This window comes from Streptomyces sp. NBC_01006 (assembly GCF_045162725.1).
GTDB lineage: Bacteria > Actinomycetota > Actinomycetes > Streptomycetales > Streptomycetaceae > Streptomyces.
Map to the genome: position 1 here is coordinate 7773810 of NZ_CP108700.1, position 18333 is coordinate 7792142.

The following is an 18333-nucleotide window of genomic DNA, read 5'->3' on the forward strand; positions in this document are numbered from 1 at the left end:
CATGCCTCGCCCCCTCCGGGTAGCAATCGTCGGTGCCGGCCCCGCCGGAATCTACGCCGCCGACGCGCTGCTGAAGTCCGAGGCGGCCGCCGAGCCGGGTGTCTCCATCGACCTCTTCGAGCGGATGCCCGCCCCCTTCGGCCTGATCCGTTACGGCGTAGCCCCCGACCACCCGCGGATCAAGGGCATCATCACCGCCCTCCACCAGGTGCTCGACAAGCCGCAGGTCCGCCTGTTCGGCAACGTGGACTACCCGAACGACATCAGCCTCGACGAACTCCACTCGTTCTACGACGCGGTGATCTTCTCCACCGGCGCGACGGCCGACCGCGCGCTCGCCATACCGGGCGTCGAGCTCGACGGGTCCTACGGCGCCGCCGACTTCGTCTCCTGGTACGACGGCCACCCCGACGTCCCGCGCACCTGGCCGCTGGAGGCCGAGAAGGTCGCCGTGCTCGGCGTCGGCAACGTCGCCCTCGACGTCGCGCGCATCCTCGCGAAGACCGCCGACGAGCTGCTGCCGACCGAGATCCCGGCGAACGTGTACGACGGGCTCAAGGCCAACAAGGCGCTGGAGGTGCACGTCTTCGGCCGCCGCGGCCCGGCGCAGGCCAAGTTCAGCCCGATGGAGCTGCGCGAGCTCGACCACTCGCCCAACATCGAGGTCATCGTCAACCCCGAGGACATCGACTACGACGAGGGCTCGATCGCCACCCGCCGCTCCAACAAGCAGGCGGACATGGTCGCCAAGACCCTGGAGAACTGGGCGATCCGCGACATCGGCGAGCGCCCGCACAAGCTCTTCCTGCACTTCTTCGAGTCGCCCGCCGAGATCCTCGGCGAGGACGGCAAGGTCGTCGGCCTGCGCACCGAGCGCACCGAGCTCGACGGCACGGGCAACGTCAAGGGCACCGGCCAGTTCACCGACTGGGACGTCCAGTCCGTCTACCGCGCCGTGGGCTACCTCTCCGACGAACTGCCCAAGCTGCCGTGGGACGTCGACAGCGGCACCGTCCCGGACGAGGGCGGCCGCGTGATCGAAGCCGGCGCGCACCTGCAGTCGACGTACGTCACGGGCTGGATCCGGCGCGGTCCGATCGGCCTCATCGGCCACACCAAGGGCGACGCGAACGAGACGGTCGCGAACCTCCTGGCGGACCACGCGGGCGGCCGCCTGCAGACGCCCGCCGCGCCCGCGCCGGAGGCCGTCGAGGCCTTCCTGGCCGAGCGGAACGTCCGCTTCACGACGTGGGAGGGCTGGCACAGGCTCGACGCGGCCGAGAAGGCGCTGGGCGAGCCCGAGGGCCGCGAGCGCGTGAAGATCGTCGAGCGCGAGGACATGCTGAAGGCGAGCGGCGCGTAACACCGCCACGCGTTGGCGATCGGGTGGGGGCCGCCGGAGGTGGCCCCCACCCGCATGTCCGGAGCGTCGTCAGTCCGTGATGGAGAGGATCTTCCGGGTCTTCAGATCGGCCTGGACGTGGAGCTGGGTGGTGTCACTGCCGCTCCAGGTCAGGGTGACGGTGGCATTGGTCTTGCCCATGCCGCTGTCGACGTAGGTGACCTTCCACTCCAGCGGCACGTTCTGGGCGCGCAGGACGCCGTCCGCGTGGTTGGTCTCCTCCCACTTGGCCAGCTCGCGCTGGAGCGGCGCGGAGAGGTAGGCGGCCCGCAGCTGCTTCGCGCGCGTACCGTCCCCGTCGTACACCGCGTCGATGTACGCACCGTAGAAGGTGGCGATCCGGGAGAACGCGCCCTCCGGGCTGCCGGACACGGACGGGGCCGCGACGGCCGCCCGGCCGTCTTGCGGCGCGCCTGCGGTCGCGGAGGCGCTGGTGACGAAGGCGAGGGTGAGTGCGGCCGTCGCGGCGGCGGCCGCGAGGGCGAGGGAAGCGGTGCGCTTGGCCTTGGCCGGAGACTTGGACATCGTTCGGACCTTTCGCCGTGCTCGGTTGCCGAGTAGCTGAACCCACCGACGCCGCCGTCCCGGCGGACGGTTCTCGGAACGTGCGAAATGGCCTGAATGCGACGCGGATGGCGTACAGCCGCCTATCGGGGCGAACCCAGGCAGCTCAGCGCCGCCGCCCGCAGGGCCCGCACCCCCGCCGGGAGCGCCGTGCGCACGTCCGGCGCGAAATCCGGCGCATGGTTGGCCGGCAGGACGGCCAGCTTCTCCGCCGCCGTCGCGCCCGGCGCCGCCGACCAGGCCGCCGGGCCGATCACGCCCAGCATCCAGTACGCGAGGCGCACCCCTTGCGCCCCGTGCAGATCCCGGCCCGCGTCGCCGAACAGCCCGAAGTCCTCCGTGGCCAGGGACGGCGGCCACATGGCCACCCGCTCCGCCCCGAACTCGGCCGCGTGCGCCTCCCGTACGGCCGCGGTGGTCGCGGGATCGGGATGGGTGACGGGAGAGGACCCGACCCGGACGACCTCCGGTTCCCGCGGGCAGTCCGAAGCTGCGCACTCGGCGCGGACGATCCGCTCCACGGCGGCCGCCGCCCGGATCAGCGCCGCCTCGCCGGCCGCCCGTACGGTGACGCCCAGTTCGGCCCGGTCGGGCACGACGTTCGCGCGCTCGCCCGCCCGGAACGAGCCGATGGTGACGGCCACCTGCTCCGAGGGGGCCGCCTCGCGCGCCACCACCGTCTGGAGCCGGGTCACCACGTGGGCGGCCGTCACCACCGGGTCCACGGTGAGATGAGGGGCTCCGGCGTGGCCTCCGCGCCCGTGCACCACGATCCGGAACGTGACGCTCCCCGCGGTCATCGGCCCGTACCCGTGCGCGACCATCCCGGCCGGCAGCGGAGCCGCGTGCTGGGCCACGACGGCATCGGGCCGCCCGACCCGCTCGTACAGCCCGTCCTCCAGCATCGCCCGCGCCCCCTCCAGGGTCTCCTCGGCGGGCTGGCCGACCACGACGACCGTGCCCCGCCAGCTGCCCGCCGCCCGGGCCAGCAGGGCGGCGGTCCCGGCCGCCGCGGCCAGGTGCAGATCGTGCCCGCAGGCGTGCGCCGCGCCGCCCTCGCTCGCGTACGGCAGCCCGGTCGTCTCCCGTACGGGCAGGGCGTCGAGCTCCGCGCGCAGCAGCACCGTCGGCCCGTCGCCGCTGCGCAGCACCCCGGCGACGCCGTGCCCGCCGATCCCGTGCGTCACCGCGTACCCCTCGGCTTCGAGCGCGCCGGCGAACCGCGCCGCCGTGCGCTGCTCCCGGCCCGACAGCTCCGGATCCCGGTGCAGTTCCAGGTAGAGGGTGGTCAGCGGCCTGATGAGAGCGGAGAGCATGGCCCCATGGTCGGACAGGGCCTGCGGGGCGGAAGCGTCAGGGCGCTGACACTTCCTGTCAGAGAGGTGCCAGCGGTCCGGGGGGTGAGCTGATGGCGCGACGGGCTCTGATGGAGGGGCAACAGGTCCCCGCCCACCGACCGAAGGAGCCATCATGGAGAAGTCGCCCCTCGCCTCGCTCGCCGACGAGATCCTCGAACTCGAATCCGAGACGTTCGAGATCTCCGACTACTCGGACGCCAGCGAGGTCGTGCTCGCCGGTTCCACGAGCTGCAGCTCGACCTCGACCTGCTCCTCCACCACCAGTACGACCTCCTGCAGCGCCTGACCCGAGCTCAGGACGTACGCACACCGGTGCCCCGGCCCTCGCGCAGCGCGCGGGCCGGGGCACCGTCGTACGGTGCGGGCGGGTCAGGGGAACGGATGCGGGACCATCCGGATCTCCGCCTCCGCCAGGTCCGTCTTCCGCAGCCCCGCCCGGCGCGGGGCCGTCCGCAGCCGCGGCAGGTACGGTGCCCGCTGCCGCGACCAGCCGAAGTCGATCGGCAGCAGCCCCGGCACCACCGCGCACACCGTGCGCAGCCCGATCCGCAGCTGCTCGGGGGTCGTCTGGTCCACGACGATCACATCGTGCCCCGCCTGCGTCAACTCCCGTACGCAGCACATCAGATCGTCGCGCAGATCGCCGGTGGCCGGCCGCCCGCCGGAGCCCTTCGACGGGTGCAGCCAAGAGCGGTACAGCGCATCCATGGGCCGGATGCCCGCCGGCTCCGTGTAGGGCCGTACGTACGGGGCCATCGAGGGCAGCCCGTACAGCTGGGCGTGGTCCTTGAGGTGCCGTACGAGGTCGAAGTCGACTGCCATCGCCTCCAGTTCACCCCGGCGCTCCGCGACCTGCCGGGGCAGGTGCGGAATGTACGTGAGGACCTCGGAGAGTGCGGCCTCCACGGCCGCCGCCGGATCGAGCGCCGCGCCCGCCCCGAACGCGAACAGCCCGGGGCCGCCGTCCCGGCGCACCGCGAGCCCGGTGACCACGGGCACCGCCAGGTCGATCCGGTTGTCGAACGCGTGGACCTCGTACCCCTGGAGCGCGGCCCGGTCGGCCATCGTCCGGACCGCCGGACCCGGCACCGAGCCCAGGTCGATCTCGGTCAGCGGCAGCCCGCCGTACCAGGCGAGCAGGAAGGCGTCCCGTTCGATCAGTTCGAGCAGCGCGCCCAGCAGCGCCTCCTCCGTGCAGCTGCCGATGGCGCAGCCGTTGGAACACTCGAAGACGAAGTTGTCGGCCGCCAGCCCCGCGCTGTAGTGCACCAGCCGCGCCGGGACCAGCACCGGCCGGTCGTCGCGCAGCGAATGCCCGTACACCCACGGAATCGGCCGATTCGGGTCGAAGGGCGACACCAGCGGATCCTCGCGGTAGGTCCGCGGCGCGTAGAAGCCGCACTCCGCCGGGTTCAGTGCCCGGTCGCCCAGCTCGGCGTACGAGGCGGTGAGCAGGGAGCTTCCGGTGCGTCGGTGCGTGCCGGCGTACCGCTCCAGCCCTTCGAGGTACGCCAGGTCCCGGCTGGCGGTGTAGCTGTTGGCCTGCCCGCTCCAGGTGACGTCGGTCAGGCCCGCGTAGCCGCGCATGAAGACGCTGCCCGCGACGGGCGCGGTCGTGGGCGAGGTGACGTCGGTCCAGGTGCCCCCGCCGAGGACCCCGGTCACCGGATTGGCCAGCGCCGCGTACGGCATCGGGTACGAGTCCGCCGCGCGCAGCCGCTGCGCGCCCGGGGCGGGTTTGGGCCTGGAGACGGGTGTGAAGGGAGCCGGGGCGTCGGCGCCGCGCGGTCCGCAGTCCGGGCAGAGCGGGTCGGCGGCCAGGGGGTACGTGCGGACCTGGAGGGTCTCCGGGTCCAGCCGGGTGACCTGGGGCAGGGCCCGGTCGGCCGCCGCCGGGCCGGGGGCGCTCGCGTACCCGCCGAACACCGCCTCGTGGAGCGCGTACGCGGCGTCGCGCAGGGCGGGGGTGAGCAGCGGCCACCGCGCGGCCACCGGGGTGGGCGGCCCGCTGCCGGTCTCCAGGGCGTCGCGCTCGCTGCGGCTGCGCAGCCGCTGCCAGCGCATCGCCAGGCACTGCCCGCAGGCCGGGGCGGAGCCGTCCCCGCCCCAGGGGCCGACGAGTACCGCCCGGGCGCTGAGATGGACGGTGGCGGCAGGACGCACCGCCGCGAACGGGTCGGCGGTGCGCGGCCCGAGCGCGTCGTGCACGCCCAGGGTGACCACGCCGGCGCCGAGTCCGGCCAGTGCCCCGGCCAGTTCGCGCCGGGCCGCCTCCAGCGGGGAGCCGTCGGGGGCGGCGGGGCGGCGGGAGTCCGGGAGGGGGGCCCTCACGTCCGTCATGTCCGGTTGCTCCAGCGGAAGGTCTTGAGCCCGATCGCGCCGAACAGCAGGGCGAAGCCGGCCAGGGCCGCACACCCGGTGCCGATCGCCCCGAGCGAGCCCGAACCGGTGAGCGCGCCGGTCGCCGCGTCATTGAGGTAGCGCAGCGGCAGCACGCGGGAGACCGACCGGAGCCAGGACGGCATCATGTCCAGCGGCAGGAAGGAGCCGGACAGGAACGCCATCGGCACCATCATGCAGTTGGCGATCGCGGCGACGGCCTCGGGCGTGTTCGCGTACGTCCCGACGATCACCCCGATCGCCATGAACGCGGTGATCCCGAGGACCAGCGCGGGCAGCACCAGCGGCCAGCGCCCGTCCAGCACCAGCCCGAACCCGGGCAGCATCGCGACCGCGATGAACACCGCGGCCTGTACGGCGCCGACGACGAGGGCCAGTACGTACCGCGAGGCCAATACGGTGGTCAGCGGGGTCGGGGTCAGCCGGATCAGCCGCAGCAGGTCGTCGCGCCGCCACTGCATCAGGGTGAACGCGATGCCGAACACGGCGGCGTTCGCGACGCCCCACGACATCACGCCGGGAGCTATGTACGAGATGTACGGGCGGCCGCTCTGCTCCACGTCCTGCCCGCTGAAGATCAAGCCGAACACGACGAGGAAGAGCAGGGGGAAGGCGAACGTGAAGAACAGGGTGGCCTTGTCCCGGATCTGGGCCCGGTAGCCGGCGGCCGTCAGGGCCGTGTACGCGCTCATGCCTGGGACTCCGTGGTGTGGGGGTGTGCGGGGTTCGTGGGCTGCGTGGGGTCTACGGGGTGGGCGTGGCCGGTGAGTTCGAGGTAGACGTCCTCCAGCGTGGCCGTACGGGTCAGCACCCCGTCGAGCCCGGTGAGCGCGTCGACGGCCTGGAGCACCTTGCCGGGTGCGGCGGTCTCCAGGACCAGCGAGCCGCCCTGCAGGCTCGCCCGGTCCACCCCGGGCAGGGCCATGGCCTGCGCGAGCTCGATCCGGCCGGCCGGCAGCAGCAGCCGCGAGGGCGCGCCCGCGGCGGTGACCAGCCGGTGCGGGGAGTCCAGGGCAGCGACCTTGCCGTCGACGAGTATCGCCACCCGGTCGCACAGGGCCTCGGCCTCGTCGAGGTGGTGGGTGGTGTAGACGATCGTGCGGCCCTCGCTCTTGAGGACGCGCAGCACCTCCCACAGATCGCGGCGGGCCTGCGGGTCGAGGGCGGCGGTCGGCTCGTCCAGGAAGATCAGCTCCGGGCCGTGGACCAGCGCCGAGGCGATGGCCAGGCGCTGGCGCTGCCCGCCCGAGAGGTTCTCGACGAGTACGTCGCGCTGCCCGGTCAGCCCCACCGTCTCCAGGGTGCGGTCCGCGGCCGCCGGTTCGGCGCGGTACAGCCCGGCGACGGTGGCGAGATGTTCGCGCGCGCTCTGGCGTACGAAGAAGGCCGAGGCCTGGGTCTGCACGCCCATCCGGGGCAGCAGCGCGGTGTTGCGCGGCCAGGGGCTGTGGTCCAGGACCCGGACCGTGCCGGAATCGGCCTGCCGCAGTCCCTCCATGATCTCGATGAGGGTGGTCTTGCCCGCGCCGTTGGGGCCGAGCAGGCCGAAGAACTCTCCGCGCCGGACGTCGAGGGAGACCCCGTCCACGGCCTGGCGGTCGCCGTAGCGTTTGCGTACGTCCCGGACGGCGATGGCGGAGGAGTCGGGGGGCTGGGTGCTGTCGGTCGTCATGGGCGGTGCATTCCCTCGGTGTTGTCGCGGATGTCGGGATCAGGAGGACGGGGAGGCAGCGGCGGCGATCGCGTACCAGGCGGCGGCCGTCAGCGCGCAGGCCGCCAGCAGGACGAGGACGGCCGAGCCGACGGCGTAGCCGGCGTAGATCCGGCGGGCGCGCGCCGGGTAACCGGCCGCCACCGCCCGGTCGCGCAGCCGCAGCCGTACGTACGCGGATCCGGCGGGCGCCAGCCGGGTCACGCGCAGCGCGTGGCCGAGCATCGTGTAGCCGTCCAGCGGTGGCAGCGGGAGGAGGTTGACCAGTGCCTGGGCGCTGCCGAGCAGCAGCAGCGCGCCGAGCACCCTGCCGGTGGCGTCGCCGGGCGCGAGGGCCGTCCACCAGCCGAAGAACGGCAGCAGGAAGAGCAGGTTGGCGAAGGCGCCGGCCCCGGCGACGGCCAGCTGGTCCCGGCGGCGGCGCAGATAGCGGTAGTTGTCGACGGTGCAGTACATGATCGCGACGGGCAGCCGCCAGCGCAGCCCGATCTCGCCGACGGTCCCGCCGACATGGCGGGCGGCGATCCCGTGCGCGAACTCGTGCAGCACCGTACTGAGCCACAGCAGCGTGGCCACCGCCAGCAGCGGCACCGGGTTCGAGGCCAGCCACCACAGGTCGCGTACGAGTTCCCCGGCGTTCGCGGCGAGCACCGACTCCATCGCCAGGCAGCCCAGGAGCAGCAGGCCCAGCGCCGCCGGGTGCAGGGCGGGCCGCAGGAACCGGTGCAGCCGGGCCGTCGTCGCGTCGGCGTCCGCGACCAGCCGCAGGGTGCCGCGCAGCAGGTTCCCGGTCCTCGGCTCGCCGGCGGCCTTCGCCGCGGCGGGCGGCGGACCGCCCGCGAGCAGCCGCCGGGTCCCGAGCAGGGCCAGCAGCTGCTGCCAGTTCCGCTCGTCGAGCCGACGCCCGAAGGTCTCCCCGTACGCCACGCCGATCTCCGCGAGCGTACGGGTCCCGTCGAGGCGCGAGACGAGGAAGAACTCCTTCGGGCCGATCTCGAACGAGGCCCCGGACACCGGGTCCTTGACCAGATGGACCACGACCGGCCCGTTCAGCAGGGGCGGCGACAGCAGGATGCCGGGGCGCAGCGCCGGCCGGTGCTCCAACAGCCCCGCGGGGGTGCTCACGCCCGGACCGCCGCGGTCGGCCCGGAGCCGGACGGCCCGCCGGCGCCCTCGCGCAGCACCCGGCCCAGCAGGTGCGCGAGATAGGCCTCGTCCCGGATCGTCACGTGCAGCCGGTTGTTGGTCATGTGCATGTACGGGGAGAGCAGCAGTGGCAGGGCCGCCGCCGGATCCGTCACCCGCTCGTCGCGGGTGCCGTCCCAGGAGCGGAAGACCAGATCCCCGGCGCTCGCGAGCGCCTCGACCCGCCCGCGCAGCTCCCGGCAGTGCTCGGCCCACCCGGCCAGGAACCCCGGCAGCCGGCCCGTCTCCCCGGCGGCGAGTGCCTCGCGGACTGCGGTGAAGCGGCGCGCGATCCCGGGCCCTGTCTGCTCGTACGTACGGTCGTACTCGGCCGAGCCGATGAACCCGGTGCCGGGGAAGGCCCGGTGCCAGAACTCGTAGTAGCGGTCGAGGTAGCCGCCGAGCTCCTCCCGGTCGGGCAGGAACACCCCCGCCATCACCATCATCAGCTGGGCCGAGGTGCCGAGCAGCACGGTCCGCAGGTGCAGGTTCATCCCGCTCAGCGCGTCCATCACGAGATCGCTGGAGTGCGCGAAATGCCATTCGGCGAGCTCGACTCCGGCCGGGCCGCCGTACTTTCCGTACTCGGGCTCGTACGGCTCGTACGCGTGGCTGTTGTTGGGCCGCAGATTCATCCGGCCGTCGGGGCCCATGAACGCGGCCCGGTCGCCCTCGGGGAACTCGATGTCGAACAGGGTGTTGTAGAACTCGTTGAGGAAGCCGGAGTCGACCTCGTAGAGCGCGGGCCGGGCTCTGAGGAAGGCCGTGACGGCCTCCTCCGTGCGGCGGCGCACCTCGGGCCCGTCCCCGGGCGTGGCGGGGCGCAGCCGCAGCCGTACGTGCGGGCCCTCCAGCCAGTAGTTGATGAAGAAGTGCCCGGCGAGCAGCCCGTCCCGGGACAAGCCGGCGATCAGCGGGCGCACGCACTGCACCAGCAGGGGCGTCGGGTTGGCGGCGTAGAAGATGTGCACGGCCTGCCACGCGCCGGGCTCCTCGGCGCCGCGCTTCTCGGTCAGCTCTGACATCGGGGTCCGCCTTCCGGGCGTCGGATGAGGGTCGTGAAGGTCTCGACGGCGAGTTCGGCGACGTGGGCGCCGTGCTCGGAATACGCGTGCAGGGCGCCGTGGTCCGGGAGCATCTCGCGGAAGACCACCTGGCTGCCGGTATCGCGCAGCAGCGGCTCGAAGGCCGCGAGCGAGAGCAGGCTGGAGAAGTCCACGTACTGGGGTTTGGCTCCCAGCGCGGAGGGCCCGGCGGAGACGGTCGCGAACACCCGTCCCGGCAGTCCGTGCGCCCGCCGCCAGCGCTGCCAGTCCAGGAAGTGCCCGGCCTCCTGCGCACCCTGCACCGGCAGTTCACCGGCCGTGGTGGTCCAGCTGCGCCGGCTCAGCACGAGGTCCCCGTGCACCACGCGCGGACGGGTGCGCACCCCGCCGTGCGCGGCGCCCTCCGGCACCCCCGCCCACACGTCCAGCGGGGACATCGAGGACGGGGAGAGCAGCAGCAGCGTCCGCGGGATCGCGGGCAGGGCGAGCGGTACGAGATAGCCGAGGTAGACCGGGATCACCTCGCGGCCGAGCCGGTGCGAGCGCAGCACCACCCGGCCGGTGTCCGGTACGTGCTCGGCGTACAGGTCGTCGAGGTGCAGCCGGCGGTCCTCCGGCAGGGTGCCCCTCTCGCCCGGGCAGACGATCTCGTAGTCGGTCAGCCGGCCGTGCAGGTTGAGGTTGGTGGTCACCGGGCCGCCGGTCACCTCGGCGAACACCGCTCCCTGCGGGGTGACTTCGGCGGCGCTCGCCCGCAGCCCCTCGGCCAGACCCGGACCGCCCCCGGCGCCCTCGGCGTCCTCGTACACGTGCGTGAAGCGGCTGAAGGGGAAGGACAGCCCGCCGTACGAGCGGTTCAGTACGGTCAGTCGCTCCCCGGTGCCGGGATGGCGGGCCGGCTGGAGGTGGTGGCAGCGCGGTGCGAACCCGGGGAGCACCGGCTCCAGTTCATCCGCCACCGCCTCGATGTCCTCCTGGGTGAGGCGCAGTTCCTCCGCATCCCGCTCCCCGTACGCCGACCAGGCCGCCCGCATCCGGCCGACGAAGGCGCGCCGCGCCGCGTCCAGGGCCCGAATGCCGGGCAGGGAGAGCCAGTTCTCCTCGGGGACGTACTCCCCGCGTGCGTCGAAGGGCGTACGGCGTGCCGTGAAGGACAGGTACTGGTCGAAGAAGTCCTCGTGGAAGTCGTGGACCAGGCCCAGCAGATCCTCGCAGCGGCCCCCCGGGCCGTAGCGGGCGGTGAAGAACCCCTCGAAGGTGATCCGCTGGGCCAGTGTGAGGTCGAAGGCGGGCAGGATCCGCTCGACGGAGCGCAGCCCCCCGCCGTCGGCGTCCGCCGCCGCCCAGGCCGGCTCCGGGCAGGCCAGCTCCCGGCCCGCGCTCACGTCCTCGTAGAGCAAGGTCTGCGGCAACGCGGCGCCCGGGGAACCGAGTTCGCGCTGCACCCGGTGCAGGCCCGAGCGCAGCTCACCCAGCAGCTCCGCCCGCTCGCGGGCCCCGGCCGCCGGATAGCGCTCCAGTACGGCGGCGGGCGCGTCGAGCAGGCCCGCGAGCTCCTCGGCCCACGGCCGCTCCAGGGCGGACAGCGACCGCTGGAACGCGCGCAGCGGGTCCCCGTCGTGGACCTCGGTGTCCAGGCAGGGCACCCGCACCATGCCGAGCTGGAGCAGCGCGCCGATGTACGCCTCGCAGTCGGCCGGCGCCGCGCCGTGCTCCGCGGCCAGCCAGTCGGCCAGCTCCTGGTGGCGCAGTTCGGGGCGCTCCTCGAACAGGGCGAGCAGCCGGTCGAGGGTGCCGCTGCGGCGCAGGAAGAACAGCCGGTCCTTGACGGCGTCGAAGGTGACCGCCGCCGCGTCGTCGCCCGCCGTGACCGAGCGCCGTACGTAGCGGATCCGGTCGTCCTCGCGCCCCCAGCCTGAGGCCGGGCGCAGCGGCAGGTCCCGCCGTCGCACCGGATCGGCGAGGATCAGCTCGGCGAGCCGGGCCAGCACCACGACGTTCAGCCGGACATGGCTGGTCCAGGTGTCCGCCGTACGGATGCCTTCCCCGGGCGCCGCCGCCGGGGTGAACCGGCCCGTGGCCACCGCCGTGAACGTGCTGAACGGGCTCGTCTTGCAGGCCGTGCGGTAGAGGTACGACAGCACCGAGCGCTCCACCTTGCGGGCCCTGCCACCGGGTACGCCGGTGGCCCCCGCGTACGCGTCGAGCTGCGCTTCGAGTACCGGCGAGGCCAGCAGCAGGCCCATCCGCAGCCGGTCGTCCCCGAGCAGTTCGCGCAGCGCGGCGCGGCCCCGCCCGAGATCGCCGCCGAGCAGCCCGGCCCCCTCGGCCAGCAGCGCGTCCAGTCGGCGCCGCCGCAACACCCAGGCGGAGAGGTGCCCGGCCGCGACGCCGTCGACGTCGGAGAGCTCCCGTACGGCCGCGTCGGGGTCGGCGGGCAGCTTGCCGTTGTGGATCTGGCGGCGCAGCCGCAGCAGTGCGCGGCGCCGGGCCGCGCCCTCGCCGCCCGGGCCGGGATCGGTCGCGCCGACCGCCTTGTGCAGGGCCTCGCTCAGCTGCTCCGCGTCGGCGCGCAGCGAGTCCTCGGCCGACAGCACCTCGGCTGCCCAGCGGCTGGTGTCCGGGCAGCGCAGCGCGTCGACCGCGGTCAGGGGCAGGCCGGCCACGCGCAGCATGAAGCGGTCGCCCGCCTGCCATTCGGTGGTGGTGTTCATCCTGATCGTCCTGGTTCTGTCGTCGGTGGGTCGCGGTCGGGTCGTGGGGAGGGGGAGATGGGCGGGGTCAGGCGATCTCGTGGCGGAAGTCGGCGGGCCGCGGCCGCTCGTGGCCGAGCAGCATGATCAGCAGCGGCGCCTCGTCGGTGCCGGTCAGTCCCAGCTCCTCGATGTGGCTGATGGTGTCGAAGCCGAGCGCCACGCCCGCGCCCAGTCCGTGGGCGGCGGCGCTGGTGTAGAAGGTCTGCGCGACCGCCCCGACGGCGGCGCCCACGAGCCGGTAGCCGCGGTCGCCCACCGCGTCGAGCACGGCGGTGGCCCGCACGGTCGGCACGATCACCGCACCCGCCTGCTCCAGGTTGTAGTTGGAGAGGAAGTAGCTGCGCTGGAGGAAGGGGCCGGGCGGGCCCGGGACCACCAGGCGCAGGGTGCGGGCCGCCGGATCGTAGGCGTACGCGCCCGGGGCCACCCCGTCGACGTGGTTGACGAAGACGTACAGCGAGGTCAGCCCCGGCCCCTGCGGCCGCTCGGCCTCGCTGCCGACGGCCGCCCTGGCGCAGTCCGCGAGTACGGCGGCCAGCTGCTCCGGCCCGACCGGGCGGCTCGCGTCGAACCGGCCGAAGCTGCTGCGCCGGGCCCGCAGCGCCGCATGGACGCCGGTGGGGGCGGTGGCGGGCGCGGGCAGCGGCACAGGGGCCGTACCGCGCGGCGGACGGGCGGCCGCGGCGTCGAGCGCACCGGGCTCCGGGCGGTCGGCGGCGCGGCCGAGGGTGGCCTCGTGGATCCGGTGCAGGGTCTCGAAGGCCAGGACGCGGCGGGAGCGTTCGAGGTCGCGGTGGCGGACGGCGGCGGGAACGGGGGCAGGGGCGGGGGAGGGGGAGGAGAGCGCCGGGCCCGCGTCCGTGGTCGTACGGTCGTCCGCCCACTCCAGCGGCACGACCGCGAAGACCCCCTCCTCCCGGTGGTCCACGCCCAGCAGGCGGGCCAGCCGCTCCTCGTCGAACCAGAGCACGGGCGCGATCCGCAGCCCGTGCTCCCGTGCCCACAGCCGCCAGGTCTGGAGCACCGTGCCCACGTCCATGCTCACCGCGTGGAAGGAGAAGCTGTTGTACTTGAAGGAGTTCTGCCAGTACTTGACGCTGAGGATCAGGTACTGGGCGGCGCCCGAGGCGTGTGCCGGGGCATCGGCCCCGAGCGCGTCCCGGATGTCACCCGTGACATCACCGGCCAGCAGCCGCCGCATCCCGTGCTGGTGCGGCGCGTAGTGGTACACGCCCGGCGTGAGCGGCCCGCCCGGCCCGGCCGCCCAGTGGACGGCGACCGGGTAGAGCCCGCCCCCGGAGGCCGTCCCCCGCGACCAGTTGGCCTGCGGGTAGTGGGGCAGCGCCGCCAGATCCGTATTGGCCTGGATGCCGAGGCGCCGGCCGGTCAGCCCGTACGAGTCCAGCAGCATCCCGGAGAGCAGGGGCAGGGTGAACCCCCGGAGGGGTCCCGTCGAGGCCTCCGGGTCCGGCTCCGGCTCAGGCTCGGGCAGCGGCAGGGTCTCCGCGCCCGGATGGAACTTCGCCTTGCGCGGGCGGTCGGCCCAGTCGGGTACGAAGTCGACGGGCTCCATCGGCACCCGGCCGCGGTGCATGATGGCGGTGGCGTAGTCATGGGCGTGGCCCACGGGTCCTCCTACGGTCGGTCAGGGGAAGGGATGCGGCGCCGGGTTGAGATCGCCGGGCTCCAGATCGCGCTCGCGCAGCCCCGCCGCGCGCAGGGCGGTCCGCAGCCGGGGCATGCCGAGCGCCCGCTGGCGCGACCAGCCGAAGTCGATCGGCAGCAGTCCGGGCACCAGCACGCTCACCGTGTGCAGCCCCAGGACCCGCTGCTCGGGCAGCGTCTGGTCGACCACCACCACGTCGAAGCCCTCGGCGGCCACCGCACCGACGCACCGCGCCAGATCCTCGCGCACGTCGTCCGGCCCACCGGCGCCGCCGCCCCGCCGGTCCTCGGGCGGACGAAGCGCCGAGACCGGCCGCAGCGGCTCCCGGGCCGGGGTGCGCAGCAGGAAGTCCGCGTGCCGGCCCATCTCCGGAACCCCGTACACCAGCGGGTGGTCGTGGAGCGCGGTGACGAGGTCGAAGTCCGCGGCCATCGCGCGCAGCCGGGCCTCGTCCCGCTCGGTGCGCCCGGGCAGGTTCACGGCGTCCGTCGCGATCTCGCACAGTGCCGAGTCCAGCGCCGACTCCGGGTCCAGGCCGGCGCCGGCCCCGAAGCACATCCGGCCGGGTCCGCCGTCGAACCGCTCGGCGACGGCGGTCACCACCGGGACGGGGAAGGTGATCCGGGTGTCGAAGAACCGTGCCCGGTACCCGTACAGGGCGAGCCGGTCGACCATCATCCGGGTCGACGTGCGGCCGCTGGTCGCCGGGTCGATCTCGGGCAGCGGCTGGCGCCCGTACCAGGCGAGCAGGAACGCGTCCCGCTCGATGACCTCCATCAGCCCGAAGTACACCGCTTCAGCCAGACTGCCGCCGGTGGCACAGCCGTTGGAGCTCTCCTGTACGAAACGGTTCTCCAGACCGGGCGAGTGATAGTACGTCAGCACCTCGGGCACCAGGCGCGCAACTTGGTCGCGCAGCGACCAGCCCCAGACCCACGGGATCTCCCGGCCGGGGTCGAAGGGCCGCACGCGCGGGTTGTCCGCGTAGAACCGCTCGCTGTACAGGCCGACTTCGCGCGGGTCCACGGCGTCGGCGCCGAGCCGTGTGAGCGAGCCGCGCACGCCCGTCGTCCGGGCCCGGGCGCGCATCCCGGCGTACCGCTCCAGCCCCTCCAGGACCCCGACCCGGGCGCTGCGGTCGAAGGAGTCGGTGTGGCCGCCCCAGAAGGTCTCGCGCAGATAGGGGCCGGAGCGCAGCGAGAAGCAGCCGATGGTCGCCGAGGTGGAGGTGGAGGAGATGTCCTGGACGAGGGAGGGCCCCAGCGCCCCGCACAGCGGATTGGCGAAGGCCGCCACGTCGAGGGCGTACGACTCCACGGGCCGGGTACGGAAGGTTCCCGGCCGGTACTTCGGCGCGGGCGCCAGCGGCTCCAGGGCGCGCGGCTCGTCGGCGACGGGCGCCGCGCACACCGGGCATTCGGGGTCGGGTACGAGCGGATACCGCCGGACGGCGCCGGTGCCGAGGTCGAGGGAGCGCACCTCGGGGAACGGCCCGCGGGGGGCCGTGACACCCGTGACCAGTGCGGCCAGGGCGTCGGCGGCGAAGGCGTGGGCGTGCGGCCAGTCGCCCGCCGCCCGGGTGCCCCCGCCCAGCTCCAGGGCATCGCGCAGCCCCACCGACCGTACGGCCTGCCAGCGCCGTTCCAGGCACCGGGCGCACCCCGGACCGCCATCGGGGACCGGCACCGGGCCGACCACCGCCTGGCGGCCGTACAGCCGTACGGGCAAGGCGGCGCCGATCTCCGCGGACACGGACACGGGAAGGGGAACGGGAACGGGCTCAGGCTCAGGATCGGCGAAGGCATTTCGAGCCCCGAGCACCGACAGCTCCACCGGCGGCCCGCCGAGCGCGTCCAACGCCCGGTCCAGCAGCGCGGTGAACCGCTCGGCCGCCCCGGCCCCGAGCACGTCCCGTACGGCGGGATCGGCCCGGACCAGAACGGGGCGGCTACGCGTCATCGCCGGGCTCCCGCACCGCCGTGAGCAGTACGCGTACGGTGTGGACCCCCGCGGACGCCAGCTCGGGTGCGCCCGTCGGGGCCAGGTACGCATCGCGCCCGGCGGCGCCGAGCCGCTCCAGTACCTCCGGCCAACCGACGGCCCCGGCCGCTCCGTTCGCCCCCACGGCCTCGCCGCCCGAGCCCGAGCCGGCGTCCGAGCCCGAGACCGCCAGGGCCCGGGGGTCCAGATCGCGCAGCAGCGGATCGCCGGTGTCGGCCGGCCGGCCGCCGCCCGCCCGGTCCGCCTCGTACTGGGCCGCGCCGAGGAGCTCGCGCAGCGCGGCCACGGCCGCCGTACGCCGGTCCAGGCCGCTGCCGACCGCCCAGCGCTCCGCCGACCGGGCGAGCAGCACGCTCACGCCGCTCCGGCCGCTCTCGCCGAGGTCGAGCAGCTCCACCGGCAGCTCCAGCCGGTCCGCCGACCGTACGAGGAACCCGAGTTCGGCGTCCGGCCCGTCCGGGTCCGGCAGCGGCACGGGGGTCGCCGGGGTGCCCCGTACGGTGCGCAGCAGCGCGTCGTAGGCGAGGGCCGAGAGGAGCCCGGCCGCTGCCGCGTCGGCGGGGGCGGGGCCCGCACCGGCCCCCGCGCGGGTCCGCTCGAAGAGCCGGTCGGCGTTGTGTGGTCCGAAGGGGCGGACGGCGCCCGCCGGGACGAGGACGGGCTCCTTCGTCAGGAGGGACACGGCCCGCTGGTGGACGGTGGATCCGCCCGGCAGCCCGGTGGCGAGGGCGAGCGAGGCCGGGGCCTCGACGCAGGAGCCGGTCACGAGCCCGCGCGCCGGGACGACGTGCTCGGCGTACACGAGCGCGGCGGCGTCCAGGGCACGCATCCGGGCGCCCGCCACGTGGTGGATGTCGAAGGCCGCAATGGCGCGCGGACCGGCATGGCCGATGCCCAGCTCGACCACTCCCAGCTTGAGCGGGATCTGGGTGAGCGGTTCGTCCGCGAAGCGGGTGAACACCCCGGCGTACGGGCGGACGATGGCGGAGCGCCGGTTCAACTCCTCGACCAGCGCGTCCGCTTCGCGGGCGGTGTCGAGCGTCGGCAGTTCGGGGGCGCCCGAAGTGCCCGCCGCGGCCAGGTCCACCGGCTGCCCGGCCGCCCGGTCGGCCGCACGGTCGCCCGTCTCGCCCCCGGCGCAGAAGGGGCAGCGCGGGTGCGGGAACAGCGGCTCGGCGGTGACGTCCAGCGACTCCATGTCCTGGACGACCAGCCGCCCGGAGGTCTCCGCGGGCAGCGCACCCGTGGCCGTGCGGAAGACCTCGTATCCGAGCAGATTGCCGAGCATCGCGGCCAGCGGCCGGCCCGGCACGAGGCCGGAGGGGACGGCCCCGGTGCCCGGCAGGGCCAGTGCGCTCCACAGGTCGGCGGCCGCCCCGGAGCCGGGGCGGGCGGAGCCCAGCCGCAGCGCCGCGCAGGCCCAGCAGCCCTCGGTCCCGGCGGCCATCAGCGGGCCGACGACGGCGTCGGAGCCGTACGACCAGGCCGGAAGGAGGGTGCGGCCCTCGGGTATGCCTGCGCGCAGCAGCGGGAGGAGCCGTGCGGGAGCCGCGTGACCCCCGGTGACCACCACGAAGTCGAACCCCGCCGACTCCGCCCAGCCGAAGGGCTCCCCGCCCGGGGCCAGGGTGAGTATCTCCACCGGGCAGCCGTCGGCTCGCGCCTGCTGCGCGTCCTCCTCGACGAGGCCGAGCTCCGCGCCGGGCAGGACACCGACGACCGCACAGCCGTTGCGGACCAGGCTCAGGGCGCACCAGCGGGCCACGGAGTCCTCGCCGAGGACGGCGACCCGGGTGCCGCGGAAGCGCAGGAACCGCTCCTCGGCCTCGTCGGCGTAGTGGTCCACGTACGCGATCTGCGGCGCGAACCGCCGCGCCACGTCGGGGGCGGGCACCGGGCCGGCGGGGGTCCGCGGGGCGGGTACGGAGCGGGCGAAGTCCCTTTCGTACAGCGTCTTGACGAGTTCGCCGACCATCGCGCGCTGGGCGTCGCCGAAGCCCTGGCAGAGCTGCTCGACGGAGTGCTCCCCGGTGAGGTGCGGGACGATCAGCGTGGCGAACCGGTACGCCGAGCGGGCGGTGAGGCGGAACCCGCCGTCGGAGTTGTGGAACAGCACACCGTCGGGCGTCTCGGTGAAGAGCACGTCCCGGCGTATCCGGGGCCGTGAGGCGGCGACGGTCTCATAGCTGGCTTGGGACATGGGACACCCCTGGGTGCGGTGTGGGTGGAGGGAGACGACAGAGG

Annotated in this window: 13 protein-coding genes; 2 read left to right on the plus strand and 11 right to left on the minus strand. The window is 74.4% G+C overall.

Annotated features, from left to right (window positions below; translation table 11 throughout):
• Position 1 precedes the first annotated feature (1 nt).
• Positions 2-1363 carry an FAD-dependent oxidoreductase gene (locus OG509_RS35440; RefSeq protein ID WP_406186663.1) on the plus strand — a complete coding sequence of 454 codons (1362 nt, stop codon included), beginning with the start codon at positions 2-4 and terminating at the stop codon, positions 1361-1363.
• 69 nt (positions 1364-1432) lie between these two features.
• On the opposite strand, the gene OG509_RS35445 is transcribed toward OG509_RS35440, so the two are convergent.
• Positions 1433-1927: a hypothetical protein gene (locus tag OG509_RS35445; RefSeq protein ID WP_406186664.1), complete on the minus strand. Its 495-nt coding sequence runs from the start codon at positions 1925-1927 to the stop codon at positions 1433-1435.
• 122 nt (positions 1928-2049) lie between these two features.
• On the minus strand, positions 2050-3282 hold the full coding sequence (locus OG509_RS35450; protein WP_406186665.1) for an amidohydrolase: 1233 nt from the start codon (positions 3280-3282) through the stop codon (positions 2050-2052).
• 154 nt (positions 3283-3436) lie between these two features.
• Between OG509_RS35450 and OG509_RS35455 the strand changes: the two genes are divergently transcribed.
• Positions 3437-3610, plus strand: coding sequence for a thiazolylpeptide-type bacteriocin (locus OG509_RS35455; RefSeq protein ID WP_007268044.1), 174 nt, complete (start codon positions 3437-3439; stop codon positions 3608-3610).
• Positions 3611-3693: 83 nt separating this feature from the next.
• Here OG509_RS35455 and OG509_RS35460 read toward each other — a convergent pair whose 3' ends face one another.
• The 9 genes from OG509_RS35460 to OG509_RS35500 form a co-directional block, all read right to left on the minus strand.
• Entirely contained in the window at positions 3694-5664 is a 1971-nt protein-coding gene (locus OG509_RS35460; RefSeq protein WP_406186666.1) for a TOMM precursor leader peptide-binding protein, read from the minus strand.
• Complete coding sequence (locus OG509_RS35465; protein ID WP_406186667.1) at positions 5661-6416, minus strand: ABC transporter permease; 756 nt, start codon at positions 6414-6416, stop codon at positions 5661-5663. Before OG509_RS35465 ends, OG509_RS35460 begins: the two co-directional genes overlap by 4 nt.
• Complete coding sequence (locus OG509_RS35470; protein ID WP_406186668.1) at positions 6413-7396, minus strand: ABC transporter ATP-binding protein; 984 nt, start codon at positions 7394-7396, stop codon at positions 6413-6415. The genes OG509_RS35465 and OG509_RS35470 overlap by 4 nt, the downstream gene beginning before the upstream one ends.
• Positions 7397-7435: 39 nt before the next feature.
• Positions 7436-8560, minus strand: coding sequence for a peptidase M50 (locus OG509_RS35475; RefSeq protein WP_406186669.1), 1125 nt, complete (start codon positions 8558-8560; stop codon positions 7436-7438).
• A complete protein-coding gene (locus tag OG509_RS35480) occupies positions 8557-9645 on the minus strand; it encodes a lantibiotic dehydratase C-terminal domain-containing protein (RefSeq protein WP_406186670.1) in 1089 nt (362 codons plus the stop codon). The genes OG509_RS35475 and OG509_RS35480 overlap by 4 nt, the downstream gene beginning before the upstream one ends.
• Entirely contained in the window at positions 9633-12380 is a 2748-nt protein-coding gene (locus tag OG509_RS35485; protein WP_406186671.1) for a lantibiotic dehydratase, read from the minus strand. The genes OG509_RS35480 and OG509_RS35485 overlap by 13 nt, the downstream gene beginning before the upstream one ends.
• Positions 12381-12447: 67 nt before the next feature.
• On the minus strand, positions 12448-14049 hold the full coding sequence (locus OG509_RS35490; RefSeq protein ID WP_406186672.1) for a SagB family peptide dehydrogenase: 1602 nt from the start codon (positions 14047-14049) through the stop codon (positions 12448-12450).
• Between the two features lie 18 nt (positions 14050-14067).
• On the minus strand, positions 14068-16047 hold the full coding sequence (locus OG509_RS35495) for a TOMM precursor leader peptide-binding protein (protein ID WP_406186673.1): 1980 nt from the start codon (positions 16045-16047) through the stop codon (positions 14068-14070).
• Positions 16037-18289 carry a TOMM precursor leader peptide-binding protein gene (locus OG509_RS35500; RefSeq protein WP_406186674.1) on the minus strand — a complete coding sequence of 751 codons (2253 nt, stop codon included), beginning with the start codon at positions 18287-18289 and terminating at the stop codon, positions 16037-16039. Before OG509_RS35500 ends, OG509_RS35495 begins: the two co-directional genes overlap by 11 nt.
• Positions 18290-18333: the final 44 nt, after the last annotated feature.

Excerpts from the sequence above, each read along its gene's own strand:
- OG509_RS35440 (WP_406186663.1), top strand. The coding sequence starts at position 2 with ATGCCTCGCCCCCTCCGGGTAGCAATCGTCGGTGCCGGCCCCGCCGGA.
- OG509_RS35445 (WP_406186664.1), bottom strand. The coding sequence starts at position 1,927 with ATGTCCAAGTCTCCGGCCAAGGCCAAGCGCACCGCTTCCCTCGCCCTC.
- OG509_RS35450 (WP_406186665.1), bottom strand. The coding sequence starts at position 3,282 with ATGCTCTCCGCTCTCATCAGGCCGCTGACCACCCTCTACCTGGAACTG.
- OG509_RS35455 (WP_007268044.1), top strand. The coding sequence starts at position 3,437 with ATGGAGAAGTCGCCCCTCGCCTCGCTCGCCGACGAGATCCTCGAACTC.
- OG509_RS35460 (WP_406186666.1), bottom strand. The coding sequence starts at position 5,664 with ATGACGGACGTGAGGGCCCCCCTCCCGGACTCCCGCCGCCCCGCCGCC.
- OG509_RS35465 (WP_406186667.1), bottom strand. The coding sequence starts at position 6,416 with ATGAGCGCGTACACGGCCCTGACGGCCGCCGGCTACCGGGCCCAGATC.
- OG509_RS35470 (WP_406186668.1), bottom strand. The coding sequence starts at position 7,396 with ATGACGACCGACAGCACCCAGCCCCCCGACTCCTCCGCCATCGCCGTC.
- OG509_RS35480 (WP_406186670.1), bottom strand. The coding sequence starts at position 9,645 with ATGTCAGAGCTGACCGAGAAGCGCGGCGCCGAGGAGCCCGGCGCGTGG.
- OG509_RS35485 (WP_406186671.1), bottom strand. The coding sequence starts at position 12,380 with ATGAACACCACCACCGAATGGCAGGCGGGCGACCGCTTCATGCTGCGC.
- OG509_RS35495 (WP_406186673.1), bottom strand. The coding sequence starts at position 16,047 with ATGACGCGTAGCCGCCCCGTTCTGGTCCGGGCCGATCCCGCCGTACGG.
- OG509_RS35500 (WP_406186674.1), bottom strand. The coding sequence starts at position 18,289 with ATGTCCCAAGCCAGCTATGAGACCGTCGCCGCCTCACGGCCCCGGATA.